The organism is Orlajensenia flava, from assembly GCF_004801905.1.
In the GTDB taxonomy this organism is placed as follows: Bacteria; Actinomycetota; Actinomycetes; order Actinomycetales; family Microbacteriaceae; genus Orlajensenia; species Orlajensenia flava.
The window spans coordinates 1-26,365 of the sequence record NZ_SSSN01000016.1 but is presented as its reverse complement, the minus strand read 5'-3'; the positions used below and the strand labels follow the sequence as shown (position 1 = coordinate 26,365).

At 67.5% G+C, this 26,365-nt stretch carries 30 protein-coding genes and 1 pseudogene; 19 read left to right on the top strand and 12 right to left on the bottom strand.

Annotated features, from left to right (window positions below; translation table 11 throughout):
• Positions 1–190 precede the first annotated feature (190 nt).
• A complete protein-coding gene (locus tag E6C70_RS16480) occupies positions 191–2,413 on the top strand; it encodes a carbohydrate-binding protein (RefSeq protein ID WP_136425007.1) in 2,223 nt (740 codons plus the stop codon).
• 29 nt (positions 2,414–2,442) lie between these two features.
• Positions 2,443–2,832, top strand: coding sequence for an MmcQ/YjbR family DNA-binding protein (locus tag E6C70_RS16475; RefSeq protein ID WP_136425008.1), 390 nt, complete (start codon positions 2,443–2,445; stop codon positions 2,830–2,832).
• Between the two features lie 38 nt (positions 2,833–2,870).
• Here the strand turns inward: E6C70_RS16475 and E6C70_RS16470 are convergent, their stop codons facing one another.
• Together E6C70_RS16470 and E6C70_RS16465 are read right to left on the bottom strand one after the other, a co-directional pair.
• Complete coding sequence (locus E6C70_RS16470) at positions 2,871–3,212, bottom strand: YciI family protein (protein WP_136425009.1); 342 nt, start codon at positions 3,210–3,212, stop codon at positions 2,871–2,873.
• Positions 3,209–3,679 (bottom strand): MarR family winged helix-turn-helix transcriptional regulator, encoded by a 471-nt coding sequence (locus E6C70_RS16465; RefSeq protein WP_168770956.1) that lies wholly within the window; start codon positions 3,677–3,679, stop codon positions 3,209–3,211. The genes E6C70_RS16470 and E6C70_RS16465 overlap by 4 nt, the downstream gene beginning before the upstream one ends.
• A gap of 162 nt (positions 3,680–3,841) precedes the next feature.
• Here E6C70_RS16465 and E6C70_RS16460 point away from each other — a divergent pair, with 162 nt between their 5' ends.
• The 6 genes from E6C70_RS16460 to E6C70_RS16435 all read left to right on the top strand — a co-directional run bounded on the left by E6C70_RS16460 (position 3,842) and on the right by E6C70_RS16435 (position 9,237).
• Complete coding sequence (locus E6C70_RS16460; protein ID WP_136425011.1) at positions 3,842–4,387, top strand: PadR family transcriptional regulator; 546 nt, start codon at positions 3,842–3,844, stop codon at positions 4,385–4,387.
• Positions 4,388–4,392: 5 nt separating this feature from the next.
• On the top strand, positions 4,393–6,102 hold the full coding sequence (locus E6C70_RS16455; RefSeq protein ID WP_136425012.1) for an ABC1 kinase family protein: 1,710 nt from the start codon (positions 4,393–4,395) through the stop codon (positions 6,100–6,102).
• A gap of 52 nt (positions 6,103–6,154) precedes the next feature.
• Positions 6,155–6,793 (top strand): hypothetical protein, encoded by a 639-nt coding sequence (locus tag E6C70_RS16450; RefSeq protein WP_136425013.1) that lies wholly within the window; start codon positions 6,155–6,157, stop codon positions 6,791–6,793.
• Between the two features lie 69 nt (positions 6,794–6,862).
• On the top strand, positions 6,863–7,360 hold the full coding sequence (locus E6C70_RS16445; protein WP_235833464.1) for an MSMEG_6728 family protein: 498 nt from the start codon (positions 6,863–6,865) through the stop codon (positions 7,358–7,360).
• A gap of 301 nt (positions 7,361–7,661) precedes the next feature.
• A complete protein-coding gene (locus tag E6C70_RS16440; RefSeq protein WP_168770957.1) occupies positions 7,662–9,002 on the top strand; it encodes an HNH endonuclease signature motif containing protein in 1,341 nt (446 codons plus the stop codon).
• Between the two features lie 37 nt (positions 9,003–9,039).
• Positions 9,040–9,237 (top strand): hypothetical protein, encoded by a 198-nt coding sequence (locus E6C70_RS16435; protein WP_328590857.1) that lies wholly within the window; start codon positions 9,040–9,042, stop codon positions 9,235–9,237.
• Positions 9,238–9,248: 11 nt separating this feature from the next.
• Here the strand turns inward: E6C70_RS16435 and E6C70_RS16430 are convergent, their stop codons facing one another.
• From E6C70_RS16430 to E6C70_RS16415, 4 genes and pseudogenes are all read right to left on the bottom strand, one after another.
• Positions 9,249–10,145 (bottom strand): arginase family protein, encoded by an 897-nt coding sequence (locus tag E6C70_RS16430; protein ID WP_136425015.1) that lies wholly within the window; start codon positions 10,143–10,145, stop codon positions 9,249–9,251.
• A 16-nt stretch (positions 10,146–10,161) separates the two neighbouring features.
• A complete protein-coding gene (locus E6C70_RS16425) occupies positions 10,162–11,316 on the bottom strand; it encodes an alpha/beta fold hydrolase (protein ID WP_136425016.1) in 1,155 nt (384 codons plus the stop codon).
• Between the two features lie 110 nt (positions 11,317–11,426).
• Complete coding sequence (locus tag E6C70_RS16420; protein WP_136425017.1) at positions 11,427–11,720, bottom strand: DUF4287 domain-containing protein; 294 nt, start codon at positions 11,718–11,720, stop codon at positions 11,427–11,429.
• 121 nt (positions 11,721–11,841) lie between these two features.
• A pseudogene (locus E6C70_RS16415) lies at positions 11,842–13,142 on the bottom strand (endonuclease/exonuclease/phosphatase family protein).
• A gap of 140 nt (positions 13,143–13,282) precedes the next feature.
• Between E6C70_RS16415 and E6C70_RS16410 the strand changes: the two are divergent.
• Positions 13,283–13,603: a DUF2277 domain-containing protein gene (locus tag E6C70_RS16410; RefSeq protein ID WP_136425018.1), complete on the top strand. Its 321-nt coding sequence runs from the start codon at positions 13,283–13,285 to the stop codon at positions 13,601–13,603.
• Positions 13,604–13,630: 27 nt separating this feature from the next.
• Positions 13,631–13,969 (top strand): YciI family protein, encoded by a 339-nt coding sequence (locus E6C70_RS16405; RefSeq protein WP_136425019.1) that lies wholly within the window; start codon positions 13,631–13,633, stop codon positions 13,967–13,969.
• Positions 13,970–13,979: 10 nt separating this feature from the next.
• Here the strand turns inward: E6C70_RS16405 and E6C70_RS16400 are convergent, their stop codons facing one another.
• Positions 13,980–14,390: a VOC family protein gene (locus tag E6C70_RS16400; RefSeq protein WP_136425020.1), complete on the bottom strand. Its 411-nt coding sequence runs from the start codon at positions 14,388–14,390 to the stop codon at positions 13,980–13,982.
• Positions 14,391–14,427: 37 nt separating this feature from the next.
• On the opposite strand from E6C70_RS16400, the gene E6C70_RS16395 reads away from it, so the two are divergent.
• The gene (locus tag E6C70_RS16395) at positions 14,428–14,919 is read left to right on the top strand and encodes a MarR family winged helix-turn-helix transcriptional regulator (protein WP_235833465.1); all 492 of its coding nucleotides are present in this window, start codon (positions 14,428–14,430) and stop codon (positions 14,917–14,919) included.
• Here E6C70_RS16395 and E6C70_RS16390 read toward each other — a convergent pair.
• A complete protein-coding gene (locus E6C70_RS16390) occupies positions 14,858–15,583 on the bottom strand; it encodes a YdeI/OmpD-associated family protein (protein ID WP_136425021.1) in 726 nt (241 codons plus the stop codon). The genes E6C70_RS16395 and E6C70_RS16390 overlap by 62 nt on opposite strands.
• 83 nt (positions 15,584–15,666) lie before the next feature.
• On the opposite strand from E6C70_RS16390, the gene E6C70_RS16385 reads away from it, so the two are divergent.
• A complete protein-coding gene (locus E6C70_RS16385) occupies positions 15,667–16,524 on the top strand; it encodes an NmrA family NAD(P)-binding protein (protein WP_136425022.1) in 858 nt (285 codons plus the stop codon).
• Between the two features lie 25 nt (positions 16,525–16,549).
• Here the strand turns inward: E6C70_RS16385 and E6C70_RS16380 are convergent, their stop codons facing one another.
• Positions 16,550–16,978: a cupin domain-containing protein gene (locus E6C70_RS16380; protein ID WP_136425023.1), complete on the bottom strand. Its 429-nt coding sequence runs from the start codon at positions 16,976–16,978 to the stop codon at positions 16,550–16,552.
• Between the two features lie 112 nt (positions 16,979–17,090).
• Here E6C70_RS16380 and E6C70_RS16375 point away from each other — a divergent pair, with 112 nt between their 5' ends.
• The 5 genes from E6C70_RS16375 to E6C70_RS16355 all read left to right on the top strand — a co-directional run bounded on the left by E6C70_RS16375 (position 17,091) and on the right by E6C70_RS16355 (position 20,426).
• Positions 17,091–17,441 carry a PadR family transcriptional regulator gene (locus E6C70_RS16375; protein WP_136425024.1) on the top strand — a complete coding sequence of 117 codons (351 nt, stop codon included), beginning with the start codon at positions 17,091–17,093 and terminating at the stop codon, positions 17,439–17,441.
• 2 nt (positions 17,442–17,443) lie between these two features.
• Positions 17,444–17,809 (top strand): DUF1048 domain-containing protein, encoded by a 366-nt coding sequence (locus tag E6C70_RS16370; RefSeq protein WP_136425025.1) that lies wholly within the window; start codon positions 17,444–17,446, stop codon positions 17,807–17,809.
• Between the two features lie 19 nt (positions 17,810–17,828).
• Positions 17,829–18,650: an ABC transporter ATP-binding protein gene (locus E6C70_RS16365; RefSeq protein WP_136425026.1), complete on the top strand. Its 822-nt coding sequence runs from the start codon at positions 17,829–17,831 to the stop codon at positions 18,648–18,650.
• Positions 18,647–19,411, top strand: a complete 765-nt coding sequence (locus tag E6C70_RS16360) for an ABC transporter permease (RefSeq protein WP_136425027.1) — start codon at positions 18,647–18,649, stop codon at positions 19,409–19,411. Before E6C70_RS16365 ends, E6C70_RS16360 begins: the two co-directional genes overlap by 4 nt.
• Before the next feature lie 130 nt (positions 19,412–19,541).
• Positions 19,542–20,426, top strand: coding sequence for a class II glutamine amidotransferase (locus E6C70_RS16355; protein ID WP_136425028.1), 885 nt, complete (start codon positions 19,542–19,544; stop codon positions 20,424–20,426).
• Between the two features lie 78 nt (positions 20,427–20,504).
• Here E6C70_RS16355 and E6C70_RS16350 read toward each other — a convergent pair whose 3' ends face one another.
• Entirely contained in the window at positions 20,505–22,313 is a 1,809-nt protein-coding gene (locus tag E6C70_RS16350) for an oleate hydratase (RefSeq protein WP_136425029.1), read from the bottom strand.
• A gap of 87 nt (positions 22,314–22,400) precedes the next feature.
• Entirely contained in the window at positions 22,401–23,240 is an 840-nt protein-coding gene (locus E6C70_RS16345) for an endo alpha-1,4 polygalactosaminidase (protein WP_136425030.1), read from the bottom strand.
• A gap of 270 nt (positions 23,241–23,510) precedes the next feature.
• Here E6C70_RS16345 and E6C70_RS16340 point away from each other — a divergent pair, with 270 nt between their 5' ends.
• Positions 23,511–24,005 (top strand): bifunctional nuclease family protein, encoded by a 495-nt coding sequence (locus E6C70_RS16340; protein WP_136425031.1) that lies wholly within the window; start codon positions 23,511–23,513, stop codon positions 24,003–24,005.
• 44 nt (positions 24,006–24,049) lie between these two features.
• A complete protein-coding gene (locus E6C70_RS16335) occupies positions 24,050–25,735 on the top strand; it encodes an alpha-keto acid decarboxylase family protein (protein ID WP_136425032.1) in 1,686 nt (561 codons plus the stop codon).
• Between the two features lie 27 nt (positions 25,736–25,762).
• Here E6C70_RS16335 and E6C70_RS16330 read toward each other — a convergent pair whose 3' ends face one another.
• Positions 25,763–26,227, bottom strand: a complete 465-nt coding sequence (locus E6C70_RS16330) for a hypothetical protein (RefSeq protein WP_136425576.1) — start codon at positions 26,225–26,227, stop codon at positions 25,763–25,765.
• Between the last annotated feature and the right edge of the window lie 138 nt (positions 26,228–26,365).

The following is a 26,365-nucleotide window of genomic DNA, read 5'->3' as shown; positions in this document are numbered from 1 at the left end:
CTCTGCCGCGAACTCTTCCCACTCCTCTGCCCCCATTGACATATAGAAGCTTCGAAACCCGTCAGTCGCAGGTGCGCGGGCCTCGATACGCGGAGCCGCTTCGCGTCTGCGCTACTCGACCGGCACGCGTTCGCCGTTCGTTCACTCTCCCGTTCACCCCCGTATGGACGGCGTCAGTAGGTTTCGATTCATGAGACGTTCCCTCTCCCTCGTCGTCGCTGCCGTCGCAGCATCCGCCGCCGTCTGCGCCGCGCTCGCGGTGCCCACGACTGTCCAGGCCGCCGATGCCGCATCCGTCAAGATCACCGAGTGGATGTACAACCCGGTGAGCTCGTCGGGAGAGTACGTCGAGTTCACGAACCTCGGCGCGGCACCGGTCAGCCTCGCCGGCTGGTCGTTCGACGACGACAGCAGGACGCCCGGCACGGTGCCGCTCGACAGCCTCGGCACGCTCGCCGTCGGCCAGTCGGCGATCATCACCGAGTCGGCGGATGCCACCTTCCGCACCGAGTGGAGTCTCGGCGCCGACGTGAAAATCCTCGCCGGCAACACCACCAACCTCGGCCGGGCCGACGAGATCAACCTTTTCAACGGCCCGGATGCCGTCGCGAACCTGGCCGATCGTCTCACCTACAACGACCAGGGCACGGGCACCGTGAAGGGGCCGCGCACGCAGGGCGTCGCGGGCATCCCTAAGACGACTGCCGCACTCGGCGCGAACGACGCGTCCCAGTGGCAGCTCTCCGCGGTCGGCGATGCGGAAGGTTCGCGGACCTCCACCGCGGGCGACATCGGATCGCCCGGCACGAGCCGGTTCGGTGCGGGCGCACCGACCAACCCCACCGATCCGACCGGCCCGACGGGCCCGCCGGCACCGACGCTGAACTGCCAGCCGGAGGCACCCTCGGGCACGGGGACCCTCCCCGCGAGCGCGCTCGCTCCCGCCGCCTGGCCCGGCAGCGCATCCGTCGCCGTCGCCGACCCGCGGTGCGCCTGGAAGACCACCACCGGACCCGAAGGTCGTGATGTCAGCGGGCTCGTCTTCGACCCGAGCAACGCCAACGTGCTCTACAGCGTCAAGAACAAGAGCTGGGTGTTCCGCATGGTGAAGCAGGGCGACACGTGGGTGGCAGACACGAGCAACGGATGGGGCGCCGGCAAGCAGATCTTCTTCCCGGGCAGCACCGACACGCAGACCAACCAGCCCGACTCCGAGGGCCTCACCATCGGCGCGGATGGCGCGCTGTACGTCACCACAGAACGCAACAACGCCGCCAACACCATTCCGCTCAACTCGATCCTGCGCTTCGACCCGGCGCAAGCCGGCACCCAGCTCGTGGCGACGGACGAGTGGAACCTGACCGCGGAGTTCCCCGAGCTGCACGCCGGCAACAAGACCGAGGCGAACCTCGGCTTCGAGGGCGTCACCTTCGTGCCCGACGGCTACCTCACCGGCAACGGATTCGTCGACCAGTCGACCGGAAAGGCCTACAAGCCGATCGACTACCCGAAGCACGGAACCGGCCTGTACTTCGCCGCGCTCGAGAACGACGGCAAGCTCTACGCCTACGCCTTGAACAACGACCACTCCTTCCACCGCGTGGCCGTGGTCGACACCGGCATGGGTCACGTCATGGACGTGTCGTTCGACGCCGACACCCAGCGCATCTGGGCTCTGTGCGATAACACCTGCGGGGTCACCTCGACCGTCCTGAAGGTGAGTGCGACCGGCTCGATCGTTCCGGATGTCGCCTACGCCAAGCCGGCCCCACTGCCGGTCAACAACCTCGAGGGGTTCGCCCTGGCGCCGAACTCGACCTGTGTCGGTGGCACCAAGGAGGTCGTCTGGTCGGACGACGGCATCTACGGAGCGGGACCGGGCACCGCATCCGAAGGTCACGCGCTCTACAGCGGCCGCATCGACTGCGACCTCGGGCTCGGCGGGCAGGGAGTGCCGAAGCCGGCCGCCTGGGACACGGGCACGGCGTACGCCAGCGGCGACCTGGTCAGCTACGGCGGCTCGGTGTTCCGGGCGCTCTGGTACACCCGAGGCGAGACGCCCGGGGGCAGCACCTACGGCGCGTGGGCCGAGATCGCGATCGCGTCCGACGGCTCCACGCTCTGGACGGCCACGGGCGTCTTCACCGCAGGCGATGTGGTGGTCTACCAGGGCCGCACCTTCACGGCGCTCTGGTACACCCGCGGCACAGCTCCCGGCGGGGTCGGCGGACCATGGAGCGAGATCGTTGCCCCCACGACCCCCGGCGGCGTGCCCGCCTGGAGCCCCGCGACCGTCTACACCGGCGGCGACAAGGTGAGCGGCTCGGGCCATATCTATCAGGCTCAGTGGTACACCGTTGGCACGGCGCCCAGCCAGACCTCCCTGTGGGGCGTTTGGAAGCTCATCGGCTGAACGTCGGCGGGGCGTCCTAGTCTCGGAGCGTGGCCACTCTCGACGACCTGCGCCGCACGGCCGAGCGGATGCCGGGCAGTGAGGAGCGCTCGACGACGGGCGGCGCCGCCTGGTTCGTGCGCGGCAAGCCGTACGCATGGGAGTGCCATCCGTGGCCGAGCGTCCCGGCGGACATGCGGGAAGTCATCGCGGCCGAGCTCGTCGTGGGCGTGAAGGTCGCCGATCAGGTGGATGCGCTCGCGCTGGTCGAGATGATGCCCGACGTGTTCCTGCGCACGACGACGCCGTGGGGCGAGCCGAAGGTGGCCTTCCGCATGGCCGGAATCGACGATGACCACCTCATCGAGCTGGTCACCGAGGCGTGGCGAATGCAGGCGCCGAAGTACCTGCGTCGTGAGTTCGACGGCGAGGACGGTTAGCGGTCACGTCGGGCGCGACCGCGGAGGCCGGACGCCTACTACGCCAGCTCAGGTACGCCCATCTCCTCGAGGACGGTGATGGAGCATCCGTCGGCCCAGCGCAGGTGATGGTGACCTTCCACCATTCCGAGCGCCTCGTTCATGGAGGCCGCCTCGAGGATCGACATGCCGATGATGTCGTCACGCCCATCGTCAACGCCCGTCGACGTCACGCTTCTCGCGTGGCTGAGCGGCCGCCCCGGGTCGATGAGGGCCGGACCTAGTCGCGTCGACCAGTCGACCCACTCCTGAAGGCCGAGGGCGGCCTGCTCCGGCGTCGCCTGCGCGAAGCGCTGAGCGACATCGAGAGGGGCGTGGTAGAGAACGATGTACCTGCTCACAATGACTCCTTCTGTTGTGGTGCTGGGGCTATCGCGGTCCGGAGCGCTTCGGTGATCGAAGTGAGACTCTCGGTCGCCGCCGCGAGTCGAGAGGGACCGATGGTGACGACGACATCGTCCGACCAAGCCAGCTGGCGGGAATAGATGGCTTCCAGCATCTGCTCACCACCGGGAGTCAGCCCGACGAGCTGAGTGCGACGATCGCGATCGTGGGGGCGGAACTCGAGCAGGCCTTCGCGCACCAGCACGTCGGCGATGCGCTGCACGCTCTGCCGTGCGTGCCCGATGTCGCGGGCCATGTCTGCCACGGTCGTCGGGTGGTGAGCGCGACCCAGTACCTGCCAACGTGCGCTGCTCTGGCCCATGGGCGCGACGATCGTCTCACCGGCCTCGATGAGCAGCGCGTTTAGTGCGAAGGCGGCGGTCGCGAACTGCGTCCAGTCGTCAGCCGGTGGGTCAGGACGCATATGGGTAGCGTAGGCCAACTGACAGCGTACTGTCAATACCCACGTCGCCCGCATCGCGACGGAGCGTGATGTTGGCTGTGAGTGTGGGGTGAGACCCTGTCGTTCACCGCCGGTCGCGACATATCGTTGAGTATCGTTCACGACGCGACGAAGGAGATCACCATGGCCAACTCATTCCCCACCGGCGGATTCGGAACCGGAAACCCCCTCGAGGGCATCTGGCAGAAGATGGAGGAGTTCCGCTCGACCTTCGAGAAGCGCGCCGGCTCGCGCGTCGGGCGCGGAGACGTTCGTGCGGCAGTGCTCGCCCTCCTCGCGGAGCAGCCGATGCACGGCTACCAGATCATCCGTGAGATCGAGGAGCGCAGCGGCGGCAGCTGGAAGCCCAGCGCAGGCTCTGTCTACCCGACCCTGCAGCTGCTCGCCGACGAGAACCTCATCACGTCCGAGGAGTCCAATGGGCGCAAGACCTACTCGCTGACCGAGGCCGGGCGTGCAGAAGCGGCCAGCGCCAGCGACTCGTCGCCCTTCACCTCCCCCGATTCGAGCGACGACACCGGCTTCTCGGCCTTGCCGAAGGCGGGCATGCAGCTCGCCCGTGTGGCCGCCCAGGTGAACAGCGAGGGTTCGCCCGAGCAGATCCGGGCAGCCGTGCAGGCCCTGGATGACGCGCGGCGTCGACTTCACTCGATCCTCGCGCAAGACTGACGAGGGTGGCATCAGAACCCCGAGGTAGCGAAACCCCGGGCGCGAGGGACACTCGCGCCCGCTACCGCCGCATCCTCCGATTCGCCGGCTGGAATCTCGCCCTCACGTGGTGGTTCGAACTGCTGCTGCCTCGCATCGGGCTCGCGAAGGTCGCCGAACGCTCGCGATCCAAACGGATGCGCCGCTTCGCTCAGCGCTTCCACGTTCTCGCGGTCGACCTGGGGGGGCTGATGATCAAGGTCGGGCAGTTCATGTCGTCGCGGCTCGACGTGCTGCCCCCCGAGATCACGACGGAGCTCGAGGGCCTGCAGGATGAGGTGCCGCCGGTCCCGTTCCCGGCGATCCGGGCGCTTGCCGAGGCTGAGCTGGGCTTGCCGCTCGAGCGCGCATTCGCCTCGGTCGATGAGATGCCGGTGGCCGCCGCATCCCTCGGTCAGGCGCACCGCGCCGTGCTCGGCCCGATCGATGCGGCCGATACCGGGCTCGACGCCGTCGTCATCAAGGTGCAGCGACCCGGCATCGACGCGATCGTCGAGACCGACCTCGCGGCCCTGCGCCGAGTCGGCGGGTGGCTGAGCCGCGTTCGCCTCGTCTCCGACCGGGTGGATGCGCGGGCACTCGTCGAGGAGTTCGCCCTCACGAGCCGCGAGGAGATCGAATACCTGCATGAGGCGGGCAGCCTCGAGCGCTTCGCGGCCGACTTCGCCGACGATGACCGCGTGGGCGTTCCCGAGATCGTCTGGGAGCGCACTACCCGGCGCGTGCTCACTCTCGAGGACGTGACGGCGATCAAGATCACGGATGCGGAGGGCCTCCGCGCGGCGGACATCGATCCGGCGCACGTGGCACCGGTGTTCGCCGCGGTCATGTTCGATCAGCTGTTCACCAACGGGTTCTTCCACGCCGACCCGCATCCCGGCAACATCTTCATCACGCCGGGTCCCGTCGGCGTGGGCGACGAGCGAGGGTGGAAGCTCACCTTCATCGACTTCGGGATGATGGGCGAGGTGCCGCCCGGAACCCGCCGTGGCCTGCGCAAGCTGTTGATCGCTGCGGCCTCGCGCGACGGCAAGGGCCTGGTGGACGCCATCCGCGACCTCGGTGTGCTGCTCCCATCGGCCGAGACGACGGAGCTCGAGCGGGCCATGACCCAGCTCTTCGCGCGCTTCGGCGGCATGGGGTTCGCCGAGCTGCGCGAGGTGGACCCGCGTGAGTTCCGCGATTTCGCCGTGCAGTTCGGCGACGTCGTGCGCTCGCTGCCGTTCCAGCTGCCCGAGAACTTCCTGCTCATCATCCGAGCGATGTCGCTGACCTCGGGGGTCTGTAGTGCTCTCGACCCAGGGTTCAACCTCTGGGACTCCATCGAGCCGTACGCGTCGAAGCTGCTGCGCGACGAGCGCGGCAACGTGGTCCAGGATGTCGCCAAGCAGGCGCTCGAGGTCGCTGGCCTCGCGTGGCGCCTTCCGAAGCGCCTGGACGCCTTGGTCACCCGGTTCGAGGACGGATCCGTTGCGACGGTGAGCCCTGCACTCGAGCGTCGTGTCGCCCGGCTCGAGCGCACCGCCCGGCGCGTGGTGTCCGTGCTCGTGTTCGGCATCCTGCTCATCGCCGGTGCTGTCGTGCGGGCGGATGACGTGGTGCTCGGCTCGGTGCTGATGATCGCGTCGGTCGGGCCGCTCCTGTTCGCGCTCTTCGCGGGTCGCCGCCCGCGCTAGTGCACCGTGCTCGGCGTCCGTGATCTGACCCGGTCTATGCCAAGCTCGACCCATGGTGAGTCCTGAGGCTCGCACCGAATGGGTGCAACTCACCGGTCAGCCGCCAGGCCTCCAATCGCTCATCGTGGGCATTCCGGGAGCCTGGTTGATCGGTGCCCTCGTCATCCTCCATCTCGCGCGGCCCGTCATCTTCCTCTGGGTCGCCGGCCCGTGGCGATGGCTCGCCACCATCGCAACAGCCGTCGTTCTGTTTACGCTGATCGCTGCGGCCACGGTTCTCTATCTGCGAGTGCGCTATCCGAGTGCTCTCGCCGACCTGGCCGGCCACCGCATCCGCGCTGGGGGCAAGACCGCCGACTTCTCGGACCTCACCACGGCCCGCTTGCTCGTGAGTGCATCGAAGACGCGGCGCCTGCTCTATCTCGAACTCAGCACGGGCCAACCCCGCGGTCTTCGCGTTCTCGTGATGCTGCGAGACCGGCAGGGACGACCGATCGACCCTGCCGCGGCCGTCCACCTCGGAGAGGTCATCGGCTCCTCCCGCATCGCAATGCCCGATTCGCCCGACGACCCGTCGGGAAGGTTCGCGCACTACAACTTTCCGAACAACGTCAGCAAGGAGGAGGCGCTTGCGCTGGTTGCCGACCCGCCCCGATTCACCGATGCGCTCCCGATTCCGCCGGGAAAGTGAGAGCCAGCGCCGACTGCGCGTGGTGCCGCTGCGTTCGCCGCCAGCGGCTCGTCAAGGGGCACGGGCCGGATGCCACCCCGACGTACGCTCGAACGACGACGTGAACGGAGCGCAACCATTCAGACCTTCCTGCCGTACCCCGAGTTCGACCTGAGCATGGCGGCACTTGACACACCGCGCCTCGGCAAGCAGCGCGTCGAGACGCTGCAGGTGATGCGGGCCCTCACCATTGCGGGCTATGGGTGGCAGAACCACCCGGTGGTGCGCATGTGGCGTGGCTACCGGCCGGCACTCATGGCCTACCAGGACGCCACCTGCGACGAGTGGGAGGCGCGCGGCCACGTCGACACCTGCCGCCTCAAGACGCTGATCGACCTTGAGGCCGTGACGGAGGATGCGGCGGCGTACCGCGCTGGAACCTACGACCTGCCGCCGTGGTTCGGCTCGGAGGAAGTGCACCGATCGCACCGGTCGAACCTGCTGCGGAAGGACCCGGTGCACTACGCCGAGATGGCACACGATGTGCCGGCGGATCTGGCATACGTGTGGCCGTCGGCATCCGTCTGAGGACTGCTCTTCGGTCAGCCGACCTCGACTTTACGGTCGATGCACCTGCCGAGCTCCTGTTCGACTTCGCTAACCGCTGCCAGCGGCAGGGTCTGGAGCTGAATAATCTGACGCCCTCCTCTCCGCCGCCGATGCGTTGTACACGACTCCTCCACAGCGCGAGGGCGACGAGTGTTTCTGACAGCGTGTGCATAACTTATTCCTGATCAGGTGGGTATACCGGTCGTTCAATGTCGGTAGGTGCTGGTTGACTTTTCTTATGGAAGAGGCGACGGCAATACTCGAACGAGATGTGGAGTCCGTGCGTTCCGCATGGCTCGGCAGCTTGCCCGCCTTCGGAGCCGTCGACTCGTCGCCGGACGCGGCCGTCGAGTGCATGAGCTCCTCCGGCCTGATGGCGGTGAACGACGCTCTCGCACAGACGCGTCGCGATCTGGACGCCCTGCACATCCGCATCGCTGGTGCCATCGCCCATCGTTCCGCGCCGGAGCTCGGGCGCGACGGAATGGCGAAGCAGCAGGGATACCGGAATGCTGCTGCACTTATCGCGGCTGCGACGGGCGGCTCAGGCGCTGAGGCGGCCCGGCTGATCTGCGTGGGCGTGGCGACGGCCGAGCGGTCATCATTCTCGGGGCAGCGGATGGCTCCGTGGCATCCCCACGTAGCGGAGGCCATGAAAGGCGGATGCCTCAGCCTCGACTCGGCGGCCGTGATCACGGAGATGCTCGACCGGGTGGCGCCGCGAGCCGACCATGAGGAGTCGATGAAGACGGAGAGGACCCTCGCCCGGCGTGCGCCGTCGCTCACCCTCGAACAGGTGCGACGGCTGGTGAAGCACGCCGAGGCCAGGCTCGACACCGACGGCGTGCCGGAACGGGAAGACACCCTGGCGGCGGCGTCGTGGCTGCGGATCCGACAGGAGGCGTCTGGCTCCGTGCTCTTCAGTGCTCGGCTCGATCCGGTGAACGGTGCGTGCCTGAAGACGGCGGTCGAGACTCTGGTCACCGCTGAGATTCGTCGGGCTCGGGATGCCGACCTGTGTAGCGGATCGCATCCATCGCGGAGTATTCCCGCCCTGCAGGCCGATGCCCTCAGCGTGATCGCCCGCCACAGCCTGAGCTGTCGGGAGACCGTCGCGCCCCTCGACCTGGCCACCATCATCGTGCGCTGCACGCTCGATGATCTCCGCTCGGGCTCCGGGGCGGCGATGATCGACGGGATCGACCAACCGATCAGCATCGGCACGGTGCGCAGACTCGCCGCCCAATCGGGCATCATCCCCATGGTTCTGGGCGGCGAGAGCGAGATTCTCGATCTCGGCCGCACCCAACGACTCTTCAGCGTCGCGCAGCGGATTGCACTCGGAGAACGCGACGGAGGCTGCTCGTTCTGTGGCATGAGTGCGGCGTACGCCGAGGCACACCACATCCGCTGGTGGGAACGAGACGCTGGGCCGACGGATCTCGATAACGGGGTCCTCCTCTGCCGGGCCGATCATCAGCGCATGCATCACGACGGGTGGGAGGTGCAGGTGCGCCGAGGTCGGGTCTCGTTCATCCCGCCGCCGCACGTCGACCCGGGGCGGATCCCTCGGCTCGGCGGCCGGGCGCGGTTCGATCATGCGGCCGGCGAACGCAGCTGATCGGCCTCCGTCTGACGGCTACAGAAACGTCGCGACGGTGAGCTTTGCACTCGAGCGTCGCGTTGCCCGGCTCGAGCGCACCGCGCGCCGGGTCGTGTCGGTGCTCGTGTTCGGCATCCTGCTCATCGCCGGTGCCGTGATGCGGGCGGATGACGTGGTGCTCGGCTCGGTGCTGATGATCGCCTCGGTCGTGCCATTGCTGTTCACGGTCTTCGCGGGTCGCCGCCCGCGCTGAGCGGTATCTCGTCAGAGACCCGTACCGAGTTTGCTGAGGCCGGCCACGATCACCTCGGTCACCAGTTCTGCGTAGCGGCCGTCAGGATCGAGATCGGGATCGAAGACCGTCACGGATGCTCCGATCGCGTCCGGCGCGAGACGGGTCAGCAGCGCGGCGAGTTGTGAGGTGTCGAGTCCTCCCGGATCGGGGCTGTCCACCGCCGGCATGATGCTCGCGTCGAGCACGTCCACGTCCACCTGCAACCAGTACCCACGACCAGCCACCCCGTGCGTCTCGGCCACGACATCCGCAAGGTTCCGCTCGATCGCGTCCGCGGCGGAGACCACGAGCCCAAGAGCCTCACGGGCTTCCGGAGCCTCCTCGTCGTCGTTCCGGTGCCCGATATGCACCGTGCGTCGTCGATCGAAATACGGGCTACGACCGTCGATGTCCGCGATCGCGGGCCAGTGCAAGCCGACCGCGGCCGCGAGGTCCTCACCGGCGACACTGGCGCAGGCGTCACTGTTGCCCGGATGTCTGAAATCGGTGTGGCCGTCGACATGCACCAACCCCGTCCCACCCCGCTGAGAGAGCGCCAACCCGATCCCGATGAGAACACTGCAGTCACCGCCGATAACCAGCGGGATGTCGCCGCTGTCCAGGATGCTCATGAGCCTGACAGCGAGACGCCGCGCATGGTCCACCAGTGCTGCCTCATTGCGCACATGGCCAGCTGGCCGGGTGTCATCATCGTCGAGGTAACGACCGCACACCAGGACACCCGCATCGACGGCTCCGCCATCGAGGAGCCGGCGGAACAGCCCTGCCTCACGCAACGCCTCCGGCGCCTTCGCCGCGCCCGGGACGCTCCCGCGCTGAGGCGGACGAAGACCGAGATTGCTGGGAGCAGATACAAGCGCGATCATCACTAGAGCCTTCTGCTTACCTGAAGAACTGACGCAGGGCGGCTGCGATTTCGTCCGGACGTTCCTCCGTCAGGAAGTGACCACAGTCTTCGAGGACCAGCGACTCGACGGCGGATGCTGCGCCGGATGTGAGATTCTCGGCGACCGCGGAGCCGAAGACCTGGTCGCCGCCAATGGCAAGAACCGGCACATCCAACGGCGTCGAGGCGAACCGAGAGTTGTGGGCGATTTCCCGCTCCGCCTGCCGGTAGAGCTCGAAGGCAGCGGTCATGGCCCCCGGTTGTCGATAAGTGCGCACGTACTCATCCGTAGCTGCAGGCGTCGGGACCCCCGCGGTGGCCGAGAACGCTTCATAGAACCAACCCAGATACTCGGATTCCCTTCCCTCCACGAGAAGCTCGGGAAGGTCTGGAATCGCATGGAAATCGGCGAACCACGCTGAGCGACCGCCGCCCGATTCGGTCCACGGACCAGCGGGCATGGCTTCCAGAACTGCCAGTTTCCGCACGGCGGTAGGATGCTCGGCGGCGTAGGCGAAAGCGATAGAACCACCCCAGTCCTGACCCGCAAGAAAGACGGAATCGAAGCCCAGCTGGTTGACGAGCTCGGCGATGTCGGCGGCCGAGCTGGGCACGTCGTAGCCCTCGCCGGGACGAGCGGAATCGCCGAGTCCGCGCAGATCGACCGCGATGACGGTGTAGTCGAGGGCAAGGCGAGTCATGACCTCTCGCCAGGCGTACCAGGTGTCGGGGAAACCGTGCAGGAGAACCACCGGATCGTTGGACCCGCCGCGAACGTAGTGCAGCTGCGTTCCGCGGACGTGAGCGTATTGATGACGGAAGCCCGCTGGCGCGGCTGCCGGGGGTTCCATGGGCGCCCAGCGAGTCACGCGTAATACCTGCTCGGGATCCTCCACCAGTTGACGAACACGCTCCAGGAAGCGGCGAGTGTGTACGAGCTCTGCATGCCGATCGAGATCAGCTTGGCTGGCCCAGATCTCGTGCCCGGAGAATTTCCGCGCGTCGGCGGGGTCTTCACCGAGATCGAACCTCACCGGTCCGGGCGATTCGGCATGGGTTTCACCGGCGAGCTCGAGGACGGCTTCGCGCAGCTCGGCTTCCCGTCCCTTCTTCGCCAGAATCTCAACGATTAGTTCCACCTGTTCGGTCATCGATCTTCCCCTCGAGAATGGTGCGGAAACGTCGTCTCGGCCCGAACACGTCGCATCAACGGGCACGGCTGCCTGCGTCTGCCTGAGGCGAAGCTGACGGGCGAGCTGGGTTAAGGGCGCGCCGGATTAGTCGCGGCGCCGTCCAGCCAGAGCGCGTCGCTCGGATCGCTGTGCGCGGTGCCGGAGTCGACGTGCTTCTGACTGATCTGGGGGCCCTTGGTGATGACGTGCACCAGAGCCATCGCGTGCCCCTGCCCGAGCGAGTAGTCCTCCTTCAGCCACGCGACGATGGGCGCGGCTTTCGTCGATTCGTCGAAACCGCGTTCGTGGGCGAGGTCGACGAACTGCCGCGGAGTGAGGCCGGTCTTGGCCTCGATGTTGTCGAGATAGGACTGGAACGACATGGCATCCTCCTTCGGATCGGCGGCGATCCGCCCCGAGCACGATGCCAGCATTGCGCATCGGCATCCGCACCGACAGGGTTTCGACGTTGATCGAGACCCTTGTCGGCGCGGATGGGGCGCGTCAGCTGATGAGGCTCAACAACCGCGGAATGCGGATGTCGACCCAGACCAGGCGGTGATCGCTGCTCGGGAAGGGATAGACGCCGGTGAGCCGAGACAGCGGGTCGGACTGCTGCGGCCAGAACACCCCCGCATCCCGTACCTGGATGCCGAGCGACGGGAGCACGTAGTCTGCGCGGAGGTTGCCCGGCGCGGTGTCGGCGAAGTCGGCGGTGTCGTACTTCGGGTCGCCGCGCTGAGTCGTGTTGGCGACGCCCTGCAGTTGCGAAGCCTCCGGACCGCCGGCGGATGTCGCCTTCGGGTCGACCACGCGCCAGCTGTCGAGGAGCTGGTTCACTGCAGCGTCGACCGAGTCCCCATCGAGCGGATCGGCGTTCTGGTCACCCATGATGACGAAGGGCGCGAGCGGCGACAGGCCGCCGCGACGGCCCGCGTCATCCGTGATGTAGTTCGCCTTGAAGGGCGAGATGTAGTCGGCCCAGAAGCGGATCTCATCGTGGTTGCGGCGACCGTTGCGATCTTCCGGCCCGTCGAACGTTGGCGGAGTCGGATGCGACGCGAGCACGTGCAGGGTGGCCTGGCCGACCTTCACCGGCACGTCCCAGTGCGACGTGCTCGAGAGGCGCACGACGTTCAGCTCCTCCGGCGTGTACCAGTCGGCGGGGGCGGCGGTGGTGGGGTCGTCGGGCAGGAGGGCGCCGGGCATGTCCTTCCAGAGGAACTTCTGGAACGTGCGCACCTTGTCGGTCGCGATGGGGAACTTCGACAGTATGGCCATGCCGTACTGCCCCTCGAACGCGCCGAAGCCGAGCGCGTCGTCCCCGCCGCCGATCGTGCCGTCGTTATTGAGGTCGAATCCGCTCGGGATGCCGGTGTTCGATGGCGCGACGAACGCGTACGGGAAGGTGACGGGGTTCGCGCCCTCTTGGCTCACCTCGAGGTAGTCGTGGCGGAACGCATCGACCGCGCGGTTGTCTGCCACGTAGTCGAACTCGTTGAGCAGAATGATGTCGGGGCCGACCGCTGGATGATCTCGGCGACCGTGCGCGCCTGGGCGTTGGCGCCCGTGGCGAGGTCGGCTTCGAGCTGGCCGGGCGCCGAACGGTTGAGCGACAGGTTGAAGGTGGCGACGCGCAGATTCGTCGCGGACGGAAGGGTGAACCCGGAGGCGACGGATGCCGGAGCCTGCGACGAGACCGACGCGCTCGCGGCAGTGGCTGTTCCGGCGCCGAGCGTGGCGGCGGCGAGCCCGCCGAGGACGACGGCGGCGATCGTCGTGATGATCGGACGCGGGCCGGGCATGCGGACTCCTTCGTTCGGCGGCGAGCTCGGTGCTCTCCCCCAAACTAGGGGTGCGAAGTGGCCGGCGGGAGAACCGCGGGTGTCCGATCGCGATCTCGGCGGACGTGTCTCATCCGCGAACCGGGCGTATCGTCGATGGCATGTGCCGGAACATCCGATGCCTTCATAATTTCGAGCCAGCCACGACCGACGACGAGGTGCGGGAGGCCGCCCTCCAGTTCGTCCGAAAGGTCAGCGGGTCGACGCGTCCCTCGCGCGCGAATGCGGAGGCGTTCGACCGGGCGATCGACGAGATCGCCGAGGCCACTCGGCGGATGCTCGACCAACTCGTCACGATCGCGCCGCCGAAGAGTCGCGAGGTGGAGGCGGTCAAAGGTCGGCAGCGGCACGAGAAGCGCATGGAGCGCGAGGTCAGAATCCGCACGGCGCCGGCGGCGGAACCCTCGGCCGCCCTTGTCTGACGGAGTTCGGCAGGTCAAGATCGACGCATGACCAAGTACCTCATCTCCTTTCCCAGCCGAGCGATGGTGGTGACGGAGGAGGAGTTCCCGGATGTCGTCGCCGACTCGCATGCCGTGATCGAGGAGGCCAAGGCTGCCGGCGTGTACGTGTTCGGCGGCGGGTTCGATGAAGGCGTGAGCCCAGCGTTGGTCTCCGCCGACGGGACGATCAGCGCCGACACCTACTCCGACGTCCAGATCGACGGCGGGTTCACCGTCCTCGAGCTGCCCGATCGAGCGGCCGCCGAGGAATGGGCCCGCAAGATTGCGGCTTCGTGTCGCTGTCCCCAAGAACTGCGGGAATTCATGTACGACCCGGCGAGCTGAACCGGCGCGGTCAGTCCGCTGCGACCTTTCGCGACGGGTGGTACATGAACTCGATGCGGATGCCGTTGTCCTCCTCGACGAACGACGCGTAGTAGCGCTCGCTGAAGCGCGGATAGGGCTTGGGCTCGCGCACCGCCGTCCAGCCGGCATCCAGGGCGATCGCGTGCAGGCGGTCCACCTCGGCATGCGTCTCGACGGCGAAGGCGAGGTGCTGCCATCCGACCCGGCCATGCTGGTGGGGGCCGCTGCCCGTCTCTCGGGCGGGGAAGAGGATCAGCTCCGACTCGCCCTCCCTCCACCAGGAGACGGAGTTCTCGGCATCCGTGCGCTCGCAGCCGAGCGCCTGCATGATCGGGTCGAACTGCGCGATGCCGCGGGGAAGGTCGTCGACGGTGATTCCGAGGTGGTCGAGGAGGGGCACTCGGCCATCCTATGAGGAGCGGCGGTAGGGTCGACAGGTGAGGCAGCCGGATGACGAGGTCGACCTGATCATCGATGCGTGGTCGCGCCGGCTACCGGATGTCGACCTCACTCCGCTCGACGTCATGTCGCGTCTGAGACGTGCGTCGAACCGACTCGGTCGCTTGAGGGCGAGCGCGTTCAGCGGTGCCGGACTCGCGGCCTGGGAGTTCGACGTGCTGGCGGCACTGGCGAGAGCTGAGACGCCGCACGAGCTCAGCCCCGCGCAGCTGATCGATGCCACCATGATCGGCAGCGCAGCCATGACGAACCGCCTCGACAACCTGTCGCGGCGCGGGTTCATCGAGCGACGACCGCATCCGCGCGACGGCCGTAGCGTACTCGTTCGTCTCACCGCCGAGGGCGCCGAACACGTGGACGACGCCATGACCCGGCTGGCCAGCCGAGAGGCCGAGGAACTGCGCAGCCTCAGTCCCGACGAGAAGGCGACGCTCGCCCGCCTCCTGCGTCACCTGACCGATCCGCGCTAGCGCTCACGGCCGCGCGGGCAGCGTCCCCCGCCCGCTCGACCCACTTCGGAGTTTCGCCATAGCGCAGGAAGGGCACCAGCCGGCCCTCCGCACTGTCGTCGATCAGCTGTTCCAGGCGCTTCTCGCGCGTCGACTCCTGCTTCGCCGTGAGGATCCAGTGCATGACCTGACGGCGGTAGCCGGCTGTCGCTGCCTCGAGGAAGGCCGTCGCTCCGACGTTCGCCGCCAACCGTCCGGCGTACGCGGGTGGAAGCTCCTTGACCGGGCTCTCGTGCGAGTAGACCCCCGAGCGATCGTCGCGTCGCTTCGCGTAGGCCGCCAATCCCGCTCCGCGCATCCGTCCCTCGGCGGTGAGTTTCTCGACCAAGGCGATGTTGACGCTCGACCACATGCTGCCGGGCTTGCGCGGCGTCCAACGTTGGCGGGTGGCGTTCTCATCGATGCGCTGGGCGACGGAGTCGATCCAGCCGAAGCAGAGCGCCTCGGGCACGGCCTGCTCCCACGTGAGCCCGCGATCGGCCACGTGCTTCTTATTGAGCCCCATCCACAGCTCGGTCTGGTTCGCGTGATTGACCGCGAGCCAGGCGCGGAACTCCTCCGGACCGGAGAAGAACTGGGCGGGGCGTTCGGTCGAGCCGCCCGGCGTTCCGATGCTCTCTGCCATGGCACGAGTATGGCAGCGGGCGACTGGTGGCTAGATTCGACTTGCAGAGACCCGGTCGTCCCCAGGGTCGGTGAGGAAGTCGTATGAGCGGATCAGTGTTCGTGACAGGGTCGACCGGCATCGTCGGCTCGGCTGTCGTCGAGAACCTGCGGGCGAAAGGCCAGTCGGTCATCGCAGCGGTGCGCAAGGAGACGGATGCCGCCAGCCTGCCGCCGGGCGTCGAGCACCGGGTCTTCGAGTTCGGCGCCACCGACGACGAGGTGGACGCGGCGCTCGCCGGCGCCGATCGACTGTTTCTGATGCGTCCTCCAGCCATCGAGGACGTGGCGACCTACCTCTTTCCACTCATCGATGCCGCCCGGCGCAATGGGATCCGGCAGATCGTCTTCCTCTCCCTGCAGGGCGTGCAGGGCAACCGGAAGACGCCGCACTACGCCGTCGAGCAGTACCTGAAGAAGACCGACGCGCCATACACGTCGCTCCGACCCAACTTCTTCATGCAGAACCTGTCTTCGACGTATGCGGCCGACATCCGGGAACGCAGCGAGATCTATCTCCCCGCCGGCCGCGCTCTCACGGCGCTCATCGATGCGAGGGACATCGGCAGGGTCGCCGCGGCGGTCTTCTCCGAGGACGGCCACCTGCGGAAGGCCTACACCCTGTCCGGCGAGCAATCCATGGGCTACCGCCGGGTCGCGAGGATCATGACGGAGGTGCTCGGCCGGCCCATCCGGTACGCCCGTCCCTCGGAGAAGGAATACCTCGCGAAGCTCGCCGGCGATGGCGCGCCGGCCGATTACGTCGCGGTGCAGAAGATGATCTACCGCGTGGTGCGCTGGAACATTTCGGCACTGCCGAATCGTGCCGTCCGCAAGCTCACCGGGCAGCCCGCCACGACCATGCGCCAGTTCGTCGAGGACTACCGCAACGTCTGGAGCTAAGAGATGGCTCTCGCGACAGCGCCCATCACCACGGCGCAGGACGATCGGGGTCGCGCTCGCTGTCATCCGGCAGCTGCGGAAGCTCGTAACCGCCCGCGCGGATGCACAACCAACGCAGGCCATCCGGGCTGTCGGGAAGGGAGCGCCAGGTGCGCCACACACCCTGAGCCACGCGGATGACGGTGCCGGGACCCACGTCGACGACGGCGTCGTTCAGGCCCATCTGCCCCCGCCCGGCGAGGAACACGTAGAGCTCCTCGATGCGGGAGTGCCGGTGCCAGTAGCCGGCCTCCTCACCGGCCTCGAACGCGTTGGATGTCATGCCGATGTACTGCATTGCTATGTCGTGATCGACGACCCGTCGGCCGTCCCGCGAGGTCTCCGGGCGGAAACCGCCGTAGTGCTCTCGCCACTCGTCGAAGCCGCCCATCTCCAGCACCTCGTAGTCGCTCATGCCCTTCACCCTAGCGACGGTTCGTCATCCGGTATTCAGTGTTGCTATTTACCGGTACTCGTGCTTACTATATACCGGTAGTCATTGACACTGAGTACGAGATGGAGGCGCGATGGCCAAGCAGATGACCGAGATGCTCAAGGGCACGCTCGAGGGCGTCATCCTCGCGACGCTGGCCCTGCAGCCGGCGTACGGCTACGAGATAACGGCGCGGCTGCGCGAGCAGGGATTCGCCGACATCGTCGAGGGCACGGTGTACGCCCTCCTGGTGCGGGTCGAGCAACGCGGGCTCGTCGACGTCACGAAGGTGCCGTCGGAGAAGGGTCCGCCGCGCAAGGTCTACACGCTGAACACCGCAGGCCGCGACTACCTCGACGAGTTCTGGAAGTCCTGGAGCTTCTTGGCCGACCGCATCGAGCATCTCCGCACCGACATCACGCAACAGCACGCAGAAGGAGCATGACCATGGCAGCAAAGTGGATCGAGACCCTCACCGGATCGCTCGAGCAGAAGAGGCAGTACAAGCAGAACAAGGCCCGCATGGCAGCGCTGCCCGAGCCCTACGCCACCGCGGCGAAGGCATTCGAGCGCTACTTCATCTATTACGGAGGCGTGACCGACGGCGACACCCTCGTGACGATGCTGGGCGACTTCACCGACCTCTGGGAGCGCGCCGCCGTCGACGGGACGCCAGTGAGCACGATCGTCGGAGACGACCCGGTCGAGTTCGCCGAGACCTTCACACAGGCGTACGGCGGAACCCGGTGGATCGACAAGGAGCGCAAGCGCCTGACCGACGCGATCGAGCAGACGGTCGCCGACGAGGCGTGACCAGAACGGAGATGACGAGATGACCATCGACAACGCCCCGGTGCCCGCGATCCGGGTTCAGGGCATCGAGAAGTCGTTCGGCGACGTGGCGGTGCTGCGCGGTGTCGATCTCGACGTGGCGCCGGGCAGTATCTTCGCCTTGCTCGGGTCCAACGGGGCGGGCAAGACCACGCTGGTGCGCATCCTGTCGACGCTGCTGAAGGCCGATGCCGGCCGTGCGACGGTGCGCGGCTTCGACGTCGCGTCGGAGCCCGGCGACGTGCGCGAGTCGATCAGCCTGACGGGCCAGTTCGCGGCGGTCGACGAGGTGCTCACCGGACGAGAGAACCTCGTGCTCGTCGCGAGGCTGCGACACCTGACGGATGCCGGCGCGATCGCGGATGAGCTGCTCGAGCGCTTCTCGCTCGCCGAGGCGGGGGCGCGCAAGGCGGGGACGTACTCGGGCGGCATGCGCCGCCGGCTCGACATCGCCATGAGCCTCATCGGTCATCCGCCCGTCATCTTCCTCGATGAGCCCACCACAGGGCTCGACCCGCAGGCGCGCATCGAGGTGTGGCAGACGGTGAAGAGGCTCGCGGAGGGCGGCACGACCGTGCTGCTGACCACCCAGTACCTCGACGAGGCCGAACACCTCGCCGACCGCATCGCCATCCTGCACGGCGGCACGATCATCCAGAACGGCACCCTCGCGGAACTCAAGCGACTCCTGCCGGCCGCACAGGTCGAGTACGTCGAGAAGCAGCCATCGCTCGAGGAGGTCTTCCTCGCCCTCGTCGGGGACACGGATGCCCCAAGCGACGACATCGCATCGTCCGCACCGGCACGAAAGGCAGCATCTTGACCAGCTACGCCCTCGCCGACACCGGCGTGCTCACCGGCCGTTCGCTCCGCCACGTCCTCCGGAGCCCCGACACGATCATCACCACCGCCGTCACGCCGATCGCGCTCATGCTGCTGTTCTTCTACGTCCTCGGGGGTGCGATCAGTACGGGATCGGATGAGTCCTATGTAAACTACATGCTGCCCGGCATCCTGCTCATCGCCATCGCGTCGGGCGTCGCGTACACCTCGTACCGGCTGTTCCTCGACCTGCAGGGCGGCATCTTCGACCGGTTCCAATCAATGCCGATCGCGCGGTCGAGTGTGCTCTGGGCGCATGTGCTCACGTCGCTCGTCGCGAACCTCGTCTCGGTCGCCATCGTCATCGGCGTCGCGCTCATCATGGGGTTCCGCACCGGTGCATCCGTCGGCGCGTGGCTGGCGGTGGCCGGAATCCTGGTGCTGTTCACCCTCGCACTGACCTGGCTCGCCGTGATCGCCGGGCTCTCGGCGAAGAGCGTCGACGGCGCGAGTGCGTTCAGCTATCCACTGATCTTCCTGCCGTTCATCAGTTCGGCATTCGTGCCCACCGCGAGCATGCCTGGCCCGGTCGCGTGGTTCGCCGAGTACCAGCCGGTGACGTCGATCGTGGACACGATCCGGGCGCTGTTCGCCCAGCAGCCGATCGGCAGCGATATCTGGGTGGCGCTGGCGTGGCTCGTGGGCATCCTCGTGGTTGCGTATGGTTTCGCGATCGTGATCTACCGCCGCAAGCTCAGCTGAGGTTCGCTCGGGGGTGCGAGGGTCCGCTCGATACGCGGGCTCCTTCATCGCTCGCTACTCGACCGGCGGGCGGGCGTAGCCTGAAGGCGACGTTCGGCGCAGCGACGACGCGGCGCGGAGAGGGGTCGCGATGTGTCGCTGGGTGGTCTACTCGGGAGAGTCGCTGCGGCTCTCGACGCTCATTCTCGACACGCCCCACTCGCTTGTCGCGCAGTCGCTCAACTCGCCGCTCGGCAAGGAGACCGTGAACGGCGACGGGTTCGGAGTCGGCTGGTACCCCACCCACGGCACCCCCGGCGGAGCGCCAGCGCTCTTCCGCAGCGTGGAGCCCGCCTGGTACGACGAGAACCTGAGCGAACTGGCGCACGCGATCGAGTCGCCGCTGTTCTTCGCCCATGTGCGAGCAGCCAGCGGGCCGCCCATCCAGCAGACGAACTGCCATCCGTTCCGCTACGAGAACTGGATGTTCATGCACAACGGCGCCCTGCGCCAGTTCGGCGTGATGAAACGCGACATCCTGCTGGCCGTCGACCCCGCCCTGTTCTCGAAGGTCAAGGGCACGACGGACTCCGAGGCGCTGTTCTACCTCGCCCTGACCCTCGGCCTGCGCGACGACCCCATCGGCGCGATGGCGCGCGCGATCCGCGAGGTCGAGCGCATCGGCGATGCGCTCAGCGTCCAGAACCCGGTGCAAGGCACCTTCGCGGTGACGGATGGCATGACCATCTGGGCGTTCCGCTACTCGACCGAGCACAACTCGCGCACGCTGTTCTACTCCGAGGACGGCGAGACGCTGCAGAAGACCTACCCCGACCTCGACCAGCTGCGAGTGTTCTCCGCGACCGCCCGCGTCATCGTGTCGGAGCCGCTCACCGACCTGCCCGGCGCGTTCATCGAGGTGCCCGAGTCGACCGTCGCCATTCTGGACGGCGACGGATATCGGCAACTGCCGTTCCTGCGCGATGGCGCGCCGGCACCCTCGGCGGCCGAGGTGGCTGCGGTGGTCGACGCGTAGCCGCTGCTTCCGCGTCAGCCGAGCAAGCAGCGGGAGCCGAGGAAGCAGCGCCAGCCGAGGAAGCAGCGGCATCCACCCTCAGGACACCGCGTCGTCCGCCCGGGCCCGCGCCGTGGTGTCTCCGGCACCGGGCACCAGCCCGAAGTCGGTGAGCAGCTCGCCGATCTCGGTGCCGTCGAGCCGCTTGAGCAGCCGATTGCGCAGGAAGGTCGGTCCGTGCAGGGCGACCTCCTCGCCATCGCGCAGTCGCGTGGTCGCCTTGAGCAGCTGACGGATGTCGTACGTGGAGTTGAACACCTCCGGCACGCCGCGGTCGACGCCGAGCAACCGATACGCGGCCTCCATGCCCGAGCGCACCGAGTACTCGGTCGTGAAGATGGTGTCGCGGGTGGTCTCGGCGAACTGGCCGATGAAGGCGAAGTTCACCGAGCCCTCCGGCACGATGTCGGGACGATCGCCGGCCTTGCGCGGCATGAAGAACGACGTGACGTACGGCATCATCACCGGAACGCAACGCGCCCCCTCGGCCGCGAGCTCGGGAATCTGATCGACCGGGACGCCCATGTGGTAGAGCCACTCCTGGGTGATCTCCTCGCCCGTGCACTCCGCCATCGTCTTCTTCACGAAGTCGCCTGGCGTGTCCACGAAGAGCGAGTAGACCCAGACGACGATCTGGTCCTTCGGCTGCTGCTGGAAGTGCGGCTGGCGGTTGACGGTCCAGCTCAGCAACCAGCTCGAGTCCTTCGCCGTGACGATGCCGCCGGTGACGACCCTGCCGCTGAACGGATCCCGCTGGCTGATCTTCTGGATGTACTCGGGTATGCGGGTGTCGAGCGTGGTGACCGTCGCCGACTCCCACTTCGTCTTCTCGATGTCGCCGCAGAACACCTCGGGGCGCCCGAACGCGTCATCGTTAGCCGCGATGTTCTTCCACAGCTCCCACGCCGGGGCCGGTCCGACGTCGAGCTTCGCGGGGGTGTGCTGGTCGCCATCGCTGGAGTTCTCGGTGAGCGATCCGATGGTCGCGAGCACCAGGTCATCCGGTCCGAGGTCGACCCCGCTCTCCTCGCCATCCCGCTTCCACCGGATGCGGGTGGCCTGCTTGCGGCCATCCGTGATGTCGAAGTCGATGTCGGTCACCTCGGTGCTGAACTCGAATGTGACGCCCTGGTCGAGGAGCCAGCGGTACATCGGCAGCACGAGGGACTCGTACTGGTTGTACTTGGTGAACTTGAGGGCGCTGAGGTCGGGCAGGCCGCTGATGTGATGCACGAAGCGGTGCAGGTAGAGCTTCATCTCGAGCGCGCTGTGCCACTCCTCGAACGCGAACATGGTGCGCCAGTACAGCCAGAAGTTGCTCGCGAGGAACTCGTCACCGAACACCTCGTCGATGCGCTTGTCCTCCATCTCCTCGCGCGTGGCGAGGAAGACCTTGACCATGTCCTTCTGCGCCTTCTCGCTGAGGGTGAAGAGCTTGTTCGTGTGCGCGTCCTCGCCCTGGTTCACCGTCACCCGGCACAGCGATGAGTTGGGGTCGTCCTTGTTGAGCCAGTAGAACTCGTCGAGCACGCTGGCGCCCTCGATCTCGAGCGACGGGATGCTGCGGAAGAGGTCCCACAGGCATTCCATGTGGTCCTCCATCTCGCGACCGCCGCGGATGACGAACCCCTTCTTCGGCTCCTTGATGCCGTCGAGCGCACCGCCCGGCAGCTTCAGGCGTTCGAGGATCGTGATCTTGTCGCCCGACATCTGTCCGTCGCGGATCATGAGCGTCGCCGACGCCATCGAGGCGAGTCCGGCCCCCACGAACCAGGCCGTCTTGTCGTCGACGCCCTCGGGCTTGCGCGGTCGGGCGAACGCCTCGTAGTTGCCGTTGCTGTAGTACATCGAAACCCCCGTCTCGGTGGGACGCCAGCCGGTCCCCTCCTTCGAGACTACGAGGGGACCGGCCGGGTGAGAAGGGGCGGATGCCGCTCAGCAGTACTTGTAGGTGTAGCCGCTCTTGCCCTTCGCGACGACGTCGCGGTCGCGCAGGATGACCGAGATGGTCGAGCCCTGGGCGGCGCAGGCGTCGGTGTAGGCCGAGAGATCGTTGTCGGTGTACTCGATCTCGATCACGTTGGCTCCGTACACATCGGTGTAGGCATCGCACTCCTCGTAGGCCTGGCATTCCTCGGCGATGGCGAAGTCGAAGCCCACCGTGTTCTTGCCGACGCTGCCGAGCTGCGACGTGTTCTTCTGGGCGATCGCCAGGCCCTTCTGGTGGGCATGGGCGGCGAGAAGCGTGGCGAGGTCGATGTTGTTCTGCTTCGTCAACAGTTGCTTGCCGCCGCTCTTCGAGCGCGTCCAGGAGTCCAGGTTGTCCGGCTCGACCGCCTGGAAGCCCTTCGACGCGCATTCGTCGATCCATCCGTTGACGATCGCCGCGATTCGGGCGCGCTTGGCCGATGTCGAGGTGTCGAGGAGGTACTCGTTCCACTTCGGATCGCCCACCTTCACGCCCTTGCTGTTGCGCAGGATGAGGTCGCTGTTGCCGCCGGCCCACGTCGTCGTGTCGTCGGACTGGGTCTGGTAGGCGTTGACGTAGCAGATGTTGTATCTGCCGGCCACGGGGGAGGCGGTGTGGTCGCGGTCGAGGATGCCCACCGACGCGGCCGGGGTGTACGGGCCGCCGATCTGGTAGTCGAACTGCGCGTTCACGGGTGGAAGGGGTGCTCCGGCGGCCTGGGCGGCCGGCGCGGTCGCGGCGAGTGTCGCCACGAGGGTTCCCGCCGTCAGCACGGCGGAGAGCAAGGTGCGAGTGGTGGTGCGCATCGGTGGTTCCGATCTGTGGATGCCCCGCCTCGAGCTCATCTCTGGCGTATCGCCCGGCACGATCGCGGTTGTCATCGGCCGGTAGAGCCTCCACGGCGCGATCAGACTACAAGCGGGGGTGCGCGGCGGACAGGGCGGTCGGCAAACGCGCAGCACGACTGAGCGGGCGTCGGTGAGGACCTCAGGTACCTCGCCGGTCGCGGGAGTTGCGGATGCCCGCGCTCCCGCGCGAAGCCGCCTCTACGATGGAGTTCTGACGGGGGAGTCTCCATGGTTCAGGTTCGCGTTCTCGGTGTCGCACTCGACTCGGCGATGCAGCACATCGTGCTGCTGAAACCCATCCTCGAGGAGCCCGACAAGGGGCGCGTGCTGCCGATCTGGGTCGGTTCGCAGGAGGCCACGTCGATCGCCCTCGGCATCGAGGGCGAGCAGGCGCCCCGGCCGCTCAGCCACGACCTCATGAAGACACTGCTCGACACCGTCGGAGCGAGCGTGGAGCGGGTGGACGTCACCCGCATCGACGACGGGACCTTCTACGCCGCGATCACGCTCTCCACGCCGGCGGGGCGCACGGTGCTCGACGCGCGGCCGTCGGACTCCGTGGCGCTCGCCGTTCGCGTCGACGCGCCCATCTGGGTCGCCGACGAGGTCATCGACGAGGCGGGCATCCCGGCCGGGATGGTCGAGCTCGGCGGTGACGAGGAGAAGCTCGACGAGTTCAAGAGGTTCCTCGAGGACGTCGACCCGGAGGACTTCCAAGGCTGACTGCCGTCACCCGCGGCGCCGCCCCGAGTGGTTGGATGAGCGTCATGAGCGATGCGAACGTCATGACCCACCTGCTCGACCGGCTCGCCGAAGCCGGCGTCGAGAAGCTGTTCGGCGTGCCCGGCGACTTCACCCTGGCGATGCTCGATGACGTGGAGGCTCATCCGTCCATTGAGTGGGTGGGCTGCGCCAACGAGCTCGGAGCCGGCTACGCGGCCGACGGGTACGCCCGCCTCCGCGGGCTCGGCGCCGTCTGCACCACCTTCGGCGTCGGCGAGCTGAGCGCGATCAACGCCATCGCCGGGGCGTACGCCGAGCACGTGCCCGTGATACACATCGTCGGCGCGCCCACGACCGCCACCCAGGCGGCGGCCCGCGCGACCCACCACACGCTCGGCGACGGAGACTTCCACCACTTCGCTCGGATGACCGCCGAGGTCACCCACGCACAGGCCGAATTGACCGCCGAGAACGCCGTCGACGAGATCGATCGCGTCATCCGCCAGACGCTCGCCGCGCGTCGTCCGGGATACCTCGTCATCCCCGCCGATGTCGCCAAGGCCCCGGTGCCCGAGCCGACGCATCCGCCGGTCGAGGAAGCGCCGCTGACGGCCGCCGGCGTTCTCGAGCAGCTGCGCGACGCCGTCCGGGGCGAACTCGCCACTGCACGATCCATCGCGCTCCTCGCCGGCGTCCTGGTGCAGCGGATGGGGGCCGAGCCCGCGCTTCACGACGTGCTCGCCCTCGGCATCCCGCACGCGGTGACCCTCTGGGGACGGCGGGTGGTGGACGAGAGCTCGCCCCACTACCTCGGGCCATACATCGGCGCGGTGAGCACGCCCGAGACCTGCGCGGCCATCGAGGACGCCGACGTGCTGATCGCGGTGGGCGTGCAGTTCACCGACCTGATGAGCGGCTTCTTCTCGCAACGACTGCCCGCGAGGACCATCGAGATCACGCCAGGATCGGTGCACCTCGGGCTCCGGACGTTCGAGCCGATCGAGATGAGCGACGCGCTGGAGGTGCTGCGGGATGCCCTCGCCGAGAGCGATGTGGTCGGGCGAAGCGCGCCGGATGGCGGCACGCCGGACCCGGCCGTCGTCGCCGACGCGGAAGCTGTGGGCGCCACCGATGGCCCCCTTGACCAGACCGGTCTCTGGAACGCCGTGGCCGCCCACCTTCAGGCCGGCGACGTCGTGATCGCCGATCAGGGCACCTCGTTCTACGGCATGGGCACCCACCGGATGCCGACGGGAGTGACCTTCATGGGCCAACCGCTCTGGGCGGCCATCGGCTACACCCTTCCCGCCCTGCTCGGGGCCGCCCTCGCCGCGCCGGAGCGGCGACCCATCGTGCTGATCGGCGACGGGGCCGCCCAGCTGACCATCGCCGAACTCGGCACGCTCATCCGCAATCGGGTGCCCGCGATCGTGCTCGTGGTGAACAACTCCGGGTACACCGTGGAGCGCGCCATCCACGGGCTGACGGAGGCGTACAACGACATCGCCGCGTGGAACTGGACCGCGCTCGTCAGCGCCTTCGACCCGAACGGCTTCGCGCATCCGTTCACGGCTCGGACGGCCGACGAGGTGTCCGCTGCCTTCGCGGGTCATGCGGACCGGGGCGGGCTGACGTTCATCGAAGCGGTGGTTCCGCCACTCGACGTGCCGCCGCTGCTGGCCGCGCTCGCCGAGCAGGCGAGCCGGGCGAACAGCAGCTCGCACGACTGAGAACGCCAGCGGAGGGGGCCACCGTCGTCACCGCCCGATGACGGCCGACCCGACGATGGCGACCACCACGACGACGAAGACGAGCAGGTCGGTCCAGGTCGCCACCGTCTCCTCCGTCTTCTTGCCCCGCTTGGCGATGTGCCGCAGGCCCGCGAGCCCGAGGTAGATCGCTCCGGGAAGAGCGCCGAGGATTCCCCAGCCCGGCACGAACGCCGCGACGAGGGCCACAACGCCCATGCTGAGATTGGCGAACCCGAGCTCGTGGACGACCTGTTCGGCGCCCGCGTCGTCGATGCCGAGGATGCCGCGTGACGTGCGCCCGGGGTTGACGAGCTGGCTGACGCCGGCGACCGTCAGACGCGTGCCGACGCCCCAGAAGGCCCACCAGACACCCACGACGACGAGCGGCTCGCCGCCGAACAGCACCAGTTGCCCCACCGCGAACAGCAGGGGCAGCACGAGGGTCTGCGCCAGGACCAGGGCGATGTACATGCGTGTCTCCTCTTCATCGAAACTGAACGAGTGTAAACTAACGGACGTTAGGTTGAATGGCAAGGGAAGATCCATGAGCGGTTCTGGCCGGGCGCGCAACGCCCGCGGTGACGGTGAGCGACTGCGAGCGGAGATCGT

Excerpts from the sequence above, each read along its gene's own strand:
- E6C70_RS16480 (WP_136425007.1), top strand. The coding sequence starts at position 191 with ATGAGACGTTCCCTCTCCCTCGTCGTCGCTGCCGTCGCAGCATCCGCC.
- E6C70_RS16465 (WP_168770956.1), bottom strand. The coding sequence starts at position 3,679 with ATGCGTCCTGACCCACCGGCTGACGACTGGACGCAGTTCGCGACCGCC.
- E6C70_RS16460 (WP_136425011.1), top strand. The coding sequence starts at position 3,842 with ATGGCCAACTCATTCCCCACCGGCGGATTCGGAACCGGAAACCCCCTC.
- E6C70_RS16450 (WP_136425013.1), top strand. The coding sequence starts at position 6,155 with ATGGTGAGTCCTGAGGCTCGCACCGAATGGGTGCAACTCACCGGTCAG.
- E6C70_RS16445 (WP_235833464.1), top strand. The coding sequence starts at position 6,863 with ATGCCACCCCGACGTACGCTCGAACGACGACGTGAACGGAGCGCAACC.
- E6C70_RS16430 (WP_136425015.1), bottom strand. The coding sequence starts at position 10,145 with ATGATCGCGCTTGTATCTGCTCCCAGCAATCTCGGTCTTCGTCCGCCT.
- E6C70_RS16425 (WP_136425016.1), bottom strand. The coding sequence starts at position 11,316 with ATGACCGAACAGGTGGAACTAATCGTTGAGATTCTGGCGAAGAAGGGA.
- E6C70_RS16420 (WP_136425017.1), bottom strand. The coding sequence starts at position 11,720 with ATGTCGTTCCAGTCCTATCTCGACAACATCGAGGCCAAGACCGGCCTC.
- E6C70_RS16410 (WP_136425018.1), top strand. The coding sequence starts at position 13,283 with ATGTGCCGGAACATCCGATGCCTTCATAATTTCGAGCCAGCCACGACC.
- E6C70_RS16405 (WP_136425019.1), top strand. The coding sequence starts at position 13,631 with ATGACCAAGTACCTCATCTCCTTTCCCAGCCGAGCGATGGTGGTGACG.
- E6C70_RS16390 (WP_136425021.1), bottom strand. The coding sequence starts at position 15,583 with ATGGCAGAGAGCATCGGAACGCCGGGCGGCTCGACCGAACGCCCCGCC.
- E6C70_RS16385 (WP_136425022.1), top strand. The coding sequence starts at position 15,667 with ATGAGCGGATCAGTGTTCGTGACAGGGTCGACCGGCATCGTCGGCTCG.
- E6C70_RS16380 (WP_136425023.1), bottom strand. The coding sequence starts at position 16,978 with ATGAGCGACTACGAGGTGCTGGAGATGGGCGGCTTCGACGAGTGGCGA.
- E6C70_RS16375 (WP_136425024.1), top strand. The coding sequence starts at position 17,091 with ATGGCCAAGCAGATGACCGAGATGCTCAAGGGCACGCTCGAGGGCGTC.
- E6C70_RS16370 (WP_136425025.1), top strand. The coding sequence starts at position 17,444 with ATGGCAGCAAAGTGGATCGAGACCCTCACCGGATCGCTCGAGCAGAAG.
- E6C70_RS16365 (WP_136425026.1), top strand. The coding sequence starts at position 17,829 with ATGACCATCGACAACGCCCCGGTGCCCGCGATCCGGGTTCAGGGCATC.
- E6C70_RS16355 (WP_136425028.1), top strand. The coding sequence starts at position 19,542 with ATGTGTCGCTGGGTGGTCTACTCGGGAGAGTCGCTGCGGCTCTCGACG.
- E6C70_RS16350 (WP_136425029.1), bottom strand. The coding sequence starts at position 22,313 with ATGTACTACAGCAACGGCAACTACGAGGCGTTCGCCCGACCGCGCAAG.
- E6C70_RS16345 (WP_136425030.1), bottom strand. The coding sequence starts at position 23,240 with ATGCGCACCACCACTCGCACCTTGCTCTCCGCCGTGCTGACGGCGGGA.
- E6C70_RS16340 (WP_136425031.1), top strand. The coding sequence starts at position 23,511 with ATGGTTCAGGTTCGCGTTCTCGGTGTCGCACTCGACTCGGCGATGCAG.
- E6C70_RS16335 (WP_136425032.1), top strand. The coding sequence starts at position 24,050 with ATGAGCGATGCGAACGTCATGACCCACCTGCTCGACCGGCTCGCCGAA.
- E6C70_RS16330 (WP_136425576.1), bottom strand. The coding sequence starts at position 26,227 with ATGTACATCGCCCTGGTCCTGGCGCAGACCCTCGTGCTGCCCCTGCTG.